We start from the raw sequence: 6784 nt of genomic DNA on the forward strand, positions 1-6784 counted from the left end.
CCGAAGTTAGGCCGGGCAAGTGACACGTCAGCCGGTCCGAAGTGAACGGAGAGTGAACCTCGAACGGATGGCAGGAAACTACGTCAGGTAGTAACGGTTGCGTCACGGCAAGAGCGCGGCGAGATCACTTCCATGATTCCTCCGCGGGCCTGACCTCGCCCGACCCACCGGCCACCCGGGCCCCCGGCGCTACCGCACCGGGCGGGCGCCCAGCAGCTCCAGCAGTGCGTCCACCAGCACCCGGTCCCGCTCGTGCGTCAGCCGCGCCCGGGCCTTGCCGGCCGGCAGCCACTCCAGCCGGTCCACCTCGCGGCTCGGCCGGAACGCCCCCGCCCCCGGCACCGCCGCCCAGTACCGGACCTCCTTCGGCCGCCCCTGCGCCAGGTAGTGCTGGGTCGGCAGCTCCGCCCCCAGCACGCAGGAGAAGCCGGTCTCCTCCCGCACCTCGCGCAGCGCCGCCTCGACCACGCCCTCCCCCGGGTCGAGCTTGCCCTTCGGCAGGCTCCAGTCGTCGTACTTGGGGCGGTGGATCACCGCGATCCGCGGCCGCCCCAGCCGACCGCTCTTCTTCGGCCGCCCGGGCAGCCAGAGCACCGCACCCGCCGCCAGGATCACCGGCGCCCTACCGGCGGGCCCCGGGGTCGCCCCCGGCGCGGTGGAACGGGTCCGGGCGGGACCGGCGGCCTGCTCGGTGCTCAGGCTGTTGCGCAACTCATGCCATCCGGGGTGCGGGGGTGTGCCCCCGGCCGCCCTCGGCGGGGGGGATCTCCAGCCAGCCGTCCAGGCTCGGCGGGAGCTCGGGCCACTGGCGGCCGAAAGCGTACCGGGCCGCCTCCACCTCCAGTCGCTGATCAGCATGCACCACCCCGAGCACGTACGCGGTCGCGGGCGTGATCCTGGGCGTCCGTGCCGCGGTGGCCGCGGTGACCGCCGCGTCCGAGGCGTCCTGGTGCCGCGCCAGCACCTGGTCCAGCTCGTCCAGCTCGGCGGCCGGTCGGCTGCACACCTCCAGCGCGTACCGGGCCCGCTTCACCAGGATCCGCACCCGGTGCCACGGCGCGTCGTCCGCTGCCAGCGCCGTGTCCGCGTCCATCGCGCCCCGGGCCGCCGGCACCGAGCCGAGCCGGCGCAGCCCGTCCCCGCCGTACGGCGTGGCGGCGCGCTGCAGCGGCAGCTGCTGGGTGCTGGCGGTCAGCGCGGTGAACGCCGCCGCCGCCTGCGGCAGCAGCACCGCCCCGGCCCGGTCGGCCGCCGCGTCCAGCAGCGGCGCCTCCGCCACCAGCAGTGTCATCCGGTCCGCCAGCGCGTGCAGCCGGGCGGACCGGAGCTCCTGCAGGACGGTCGAGTGCGCCCTGGTCCGGGCCAGGGTCAGCTGGCGGTCGAGCAGCGCCCGCGCCTTCGGCGCCCCGGCGTGCCCGGCCAGCATGCCCGGGCCGTCCGCCTCCGTGCCGGTGAGCGCGTCCAGCGCCCCCAGCAGCCGGGCCGACCGGCGGACGTAACCCGGCTCCAGCGCCAGCAGGTTCAGCAGCCAGCGCAGCTCGGTGCGCGACTCCTGCGCCCAGGACTGCTCGAAGGTCGCACCGAAGGTGTGCAGCAGCCCGCCGATCCGCCGCACCGCCCGCAGCAGGTCGGCCGTCCCGCCGGACGGCGCGGCCCCCGTCCCCGGTCTCGCGCCGACCTCGCCCACCGCCGTCGGCAGAGCGCGGAGGAACGCGCCGGCCTGGGCGGTGAGATGGCTGGAGAGGATGTCCCCGGCGGTCGCGGTGGAGGCCGCCCGGGCCGTCATCGGCGCATCGGTCATGGCTAGGTAGATCCCCGTTCCCCCGGAGACGTCCCCCGGGGCTGGTGGCCGACCGCTGTGGCGGGTCCCGACCGCTCAGCGGCTCGCATCGGTGGCTCGCGTCGGCATCAGCGGCTCACGTCGGTGGGTCGCGTCCGTGCGTCGTGGCGGCGCCGCACGGTCACCGTGCTGCCGCGGCCCGGCGGCGCTGGCGCGAGTCGATGAGCAGGTCCTGGACGTGCCGCAGCGCCCTGCCCTCGGTGTCCTGGGCGTGGCGGGTCCAGGTGCCGTCCGGCCCCAGATGCCAGGACTCGGTCTCGTCCGACACCCCGAGGTCGATCAGCCCGGACAGCTCCGCCCGGTGCGCCGGGTCGGTGATCCGCAGCAGCGCCTCGATCCGGCGGTCCAGGTTCCGGTGCATCATGTCGGCGCTCCCGATCCAGACCTCCGGATCGCCGTTGTTGCCGAACACGAAGATCCGCGAGTGCTCCAGGAACCGCCCCAGGATGCTGCGGACCCGGACGTTCTCGCTGAGCCCCGGCACGCCCGGGCGGATCGCGCAGATCCCGCGCACCCAGACGTCCACCGGCACGCCGGCCTGGGAGGCCCGGTAGAGCGCGTCGATGACCGCCTCGTCGACGATCGAGTTGACCTTGAGCTTCACGAAGGCCGGGCGGCCTTCCCTGTGGTGGGCGATCTCGTTGTGGATCCGCGAGATCAGCCCGTCCCGCAGGCCGCGGGGCGCGGTCAGCAGGCGGCGGTAGGACTCGCGGCGCGAGTAGCCGGAGAGCCGGTTGAAGAGGTCCGAGAGGTCCGCCCCGACCTGCGGGTCCGAGGTCAGCAGGCCGAGGTCCTCGTAGAGCCGGGCCGTCTTCGGGTGGTAGTTGCCGGTGCCCACGTGCGAGTAGCGGCGCAGGGTGTCGCCCTCCTGGCGCACGACCAGCGACAGCTTGCAGTGCGTCTTCAGACCCACCAGGCCGTAGACGACGTGGCAGCCGGCCTCCTCCAGCTTGCGGGCCCACTTGATGTTCGCCTGCTCGTCGAAGCGCGCCTTGATCTCGACCAGGACGAGCACCTGTTTGCCGGACTCCGCCGCGTCGATCAGCGCGTCCACGATCGGCGAGTCACCGGAGGTCCGGTACAGCGTCTGCTTGATCGCCAGCACGTCCGGGTCGGCCGCGGCCTGCTCCAGGAAGGCCTGCACCGAGGTGGAGAAGCTGTCGTACGGGTGGTGCAGCAGCACGTCCCGCTCACGCATCGCGGCGAAGATGTCCGGCTGCGAGGCCGACTCGACGTCGGTCAGGCCGCGGGCCGTCCCCGCCACGAACTTCGGGTACTTGAGCTCCGGCCGGTCCAGGTCGGCGATGCCGAACAGACCGGTCAGGTCGAGCGGCCCGGGCAGCGGGAAGACCTCCGCCTCGGTGATGTTCAGCTCCCGCACCAGCAGGTCCAGGATGTACGGGTCGATCGACTCCTCGACCTCCAGGCGGACCGGCGGGCCGAAGCGCCGCCGCATCAGCTCCTTCTCCAGCGCCTTGAGGATGTTCTCGGTGTCGTCCTCCTCGACCTCCAGGTCCTCGTTGCGGGTGACCCGGAAGGCGTGGTGGGCGAGCACCTCCATCCCCGGGAAGAGCTCCTCCAGGTGCGCGCCCATGACGTCCTCCAGCGGCACGTACCGCTGCGGGGAGGCCTCCAGGAAGCGAGCCAGCGACTGCGGGACCTTCACACGGGCGAAGTGCTTGTGCCCGGACACCGGGTTGCGCACGACGACCGCGAGGTTGAGGGAGAGTCCGGATATGTAGGGGAAGGGGTGGGCCGGGTCCACCGCGAGCGGGGTGAGCACGGGGAAGATCTTCTGCCGGAAGAGCGTGTGCAGGCGGGCCTGCTCCTTCTCCGCCAGCTCGGCCCAGCGCGCCACCTCGATGCCCTCGGCGGCGAGGTCCGGCAGGACCTCCTGCTGGAAGGCAGCGGCGTGCCGCGCCATCAGCTCGCGGGACCTCGTCCAGATCAGGTCGAGCACCTCGCGCGGCTGCAGGCCGGAGGCGCTGCGCTGGGCCACGCCGGTGGCGATCCGGCGCTTCAGGCCGGCCACCCGGACCATGAAGAACTCGTCCAGGTTGCTGGCGAAGATCGCCAGGAACTTGGCCCGCTCCAGCAGCGGGATGGACGGGTCCTCGGCCAGCTCCAGAACGCGCTCGTTGAAGGCGAGCCAGCTGCGCTCGCGGTCCAGGAACCGCCCCTGGGGCAGCTCCTCGAAGTCCTTGTCGTCGGCGGCCGGCAGCTCCGGCGGTATCCCCAGCGCACTCGACATCCGGGCCGGAGGGGACAGCGGGGCAGGGACGGGGCGGGGGATGCTCATGGGCTCCAGCTCCTCCAGCAGGACGGCGTCCGGTCGCGAAAGGCTCAACGGGCCGTCGCCCTCGCCCGGTACCAGCGCCCACCCACCCGGCACGGTCGCTACAGCACCGGCCGACGAGTGTCGGCCGACGCTGCACGAGCGAGACACTACGGACTTCATCCTGTGATCTTCGCGGCAGCAATTGAATCCACGGTAAACACCGCATGGCCAGGAGGAAAGCTGAGTCGGTCGGGGTCGGGGGCCGTACGACCCACCAATTGCCCCGACGCCGTTCCTCCGGTACGGCCCCGGGGCCTCCACCCGGTTGTCTCCCCGGGCTGCGGCCCGGGCCGTGGCACGGGCTCCGACTCGGCCTCCACCGTGCCCCGGCTCGTGGCGCGGTCAGGCCTCCCGGCCGCCTCGGTACGCGGCGCGGTACATGAGGTCCACCTCGTGGACGGCGAACCCCAGTCGTTCATATACCCGCACGGCCGCCGCATTGTCGGCGTCGACGTACAGAAGTACGGTCGCCAGACCGCGCTCGCCCGGGCCGCCGCCGGTCAGGTGACGCAGGCCCGCCGCGGTGAGCGCACGACCGAGGCCGCTGCCCTGCTCCGCCGGGTCCACGCCGACGACGTACACCTCGCCGAGGGGCGGCTCGGTGGTGGTCGCCGGATGCACCTTCGTCCAGTGGAAGCCGACCACCTCGTCGTCACGGGTGGCGAGGAAGAAGCCCGCCGGGTCGAACCACGGCTCGGCCAGCCGCTCGGCGAGGTCCCGCTCGGTCCAGGCGCCCTGCTCGGGGTGGTGGGAGAAGGCCAGGGCGTTCAGCCGCAGCCACGCGGCGTCGTCCTCACCGGGCCGGAAGGTCCGCAGCTCGACGCCGTCCGGCAGGACGACCTCCTCGGTCTGCGGTCCGGTCCGCCGCATCTGCCGAAGCTCGCGGACCAGCTCGGCGCCGTACTGCTCGGCCAGGTGCCGGGCCGCCGGGTGGCCGCCGTGCACCCAGAAGTCGACGTGGTCGCGGCCCGCCCGGTTCGCCTCGGCCAGCACCGCGTCGACCAGGGGCCGGCCGTGGCCGCGGCCGCGCGCGCCCGGGGCCACCACCAGCTCGGCGGCGGGGTTCCCCGCGGCGGAGCCCTGCGGCACCTCCAGCTGGCCGTAGCCGACGTCGGCCCGCCGGCCCTGCACGAGGTGGACCACACCGGGCCGGTCCTCCTCGGCCGAACGCAGCCTGAGCCGTCCCTGCTCGGAGACCGCCGCCCGGCCGTCCGCCTCCTGAGCCTCGGCCAGCACGCGCAGGGCACCGTCACGCTGCTCGGGCCGCAGTACTCCGTGCGCGACCACGGCCCCCTCGTCGGTCGCCGGCGTGCCGTTGTAGAACCGCTGCTCCTGCTGTTCGTCCATGTCCTGACGATACGTCAACGGAAACGCGAAGAACCCCCGATCCGTTCCCGGACCGGGGGTTCTTCAGAAGAATTGTTCGGCGGCGTCCTACTCTCCCACAGGGTCCCCCCTGCAGTACCATCGGCGCTGTGAGGCTTAGCTTCCGGGTTCGGAATGTAACCGGGCGTTTCCCTCACGCTATGACCACCGAAACACTATGAAACTATCTACCGCCCACCCATCGATGGCGGGGGTCGTTGTTTCAGAACAACACAGTGGACGCGAGCAACTGAGGACAAGCCCTCGGCCTATTAGTACCGGTCAACTCCACCCCTCACAGGGCTTCCATATCCGGCCTATCAACCCAGTCGTCTACTGGGAGCCTTACCCTCTCAAGGAGGTGGGAGTGCTCATCTCGAAGCAGGCTTCCCGCTTAGATGCTTTCAGCGGTTATCCCTCCCGAACGTAGCCAACCAGCCATGCCCTTGGCAGAACAACTGGCACACCAGAGGTTCGTCCGTCCCGGTCCTCTCGTACTAGGGACAGCCCTTCTCAACACTCCTACGCGCACAGCGGATAGGGACCGAACTGTCTCACGACGTTCTAAACCCAGCTCGCGTACCGCTTTAATGGGCGAACAGCCCAACCCTTGGGACCTACTCCAGCCCCAGGATGCGACGAGCCGACATCGAGGTGCCAAACCATCCCGTCGATATGGACTCTTGGGGAAGATCAGCCTGTTATCCCCGGGGTACCTTTTATCCGTTGAGCGACGGCGCTTCCACAAGCCACCGCCGGATCACTAGTCCCTACTTTCGTACCTGCTCGACCCGTCAGTCTCACAGTCAAGCTCCCTTGTGCACTTACACTCAACACCTGATTGCCAACCAGGCTGAGGGAACCTTTGGGCGCCTCCGTTACCCTTTAGGAGGCAACCGCCCCAGTTAAACTACCCACCAGACACTGTCCCTGATCCGGATCACGGACCCAGGTTAGACATCCAGCACGACCAGAGTGGTATTTCAACGACGACTCCACAACAACTGGCGTTGCCGCTTCAAAGTCTCCCACCTATCCTACACAAGCCGAACCGAACACCAATATCAAGCTATAGTAAAGGTCCCGGGGTCTTTCCGTCCTGCTGCGCGAAACGAGCATCTTTACTCGTAATGCAATTTCACCGGGCCTATGGTTGAGACAGTCGAGAAGTCGTTACGCCATTCGTGCAGGTCGGAACTTACCCGACAAGGAATTTCGCTACCTTAGGATGGTTATAGTTA

General features: G+C 70.3%; 4 protein-coding genes and 2 rRNA genes (1 of these 6 cut by a window edge). All 6 read right to left on the bottom strand.

Annotated elements, in window-relative coordinates; all coding sequences use genetic code 11:
- Positions 1 to 189: 189 nt before the first annotated feature.
- Entirely contained in the window at positions 190 to 615 is a 426-nt protein-coding gene (locus ACF9IK_RS15945; protein ID WP_374209112.1) for an NUDIX hydrolase, read from the bottom strand.
- Between the two features lie 97 nt (positions 616 to 712).
- A complete protein-coding gene (locus tag ACF9IK_RS15950; RefSeq protein WP_395294865.1) occupies positions 713 to 1801 on the bottom strand; it encodes a CHAD domain-containing protein in 1089 nt (362 codons plus the stop codon).
- Between the two features lie 160 nt (positions 1802 to 1961).
- Complete coding sequence (locus tag ACF9IK_RS15955; RefSeq protein ID WP_395294866.1) at positions 1962 to 4139, bottom strand: RNA degradosome polyphosphate kinase; 2178 nt, start codon at positions 4137 to 4139, stop codon at positions 1962 to 1964.
- A 381-nt stretch (positions 4140 to 4520) separates the two neighbouring features.
- Complete coding sequence (gene mshD, locus ACF9IK_RS15960) at positions 4521 to 5525, bottom strand: mycothiol synthase (RefSeq protein ID WP_395294867.1); 1005 nt, start codon at positions 5523 to 5525, stop codon at positions 4521 to 4523.
- A gap of 74 nt (positions 5526 to 5599) precedes the next feature.
- Positions 5600 to 5716, bottom strand: a 5S ribosomal RNA gene (gene rrf, locus ACF9IK_RS15965).
- Between the two features lie 79 nt (positions 5717 to 5795).
- Positions 5796 to 6784: ribosomal RNA gene (locus ACF9IK_RS15970) — 23S ribosomal RNA — on the bottom strand; it runs 2131 nt beyond the window's last position.

The sequence above is a fragment of the Kitasatospora hibisci genome, from assembly GCF_043950205.1.
In the GTDB taxonomy this organism is placed as follows: domain Bacteria; phylum Actinomycetota; class Actinomycetes; order Streptomycetales; family Streptomycetaceae; genus Kitasatospora; species Kitasatospora hibisci.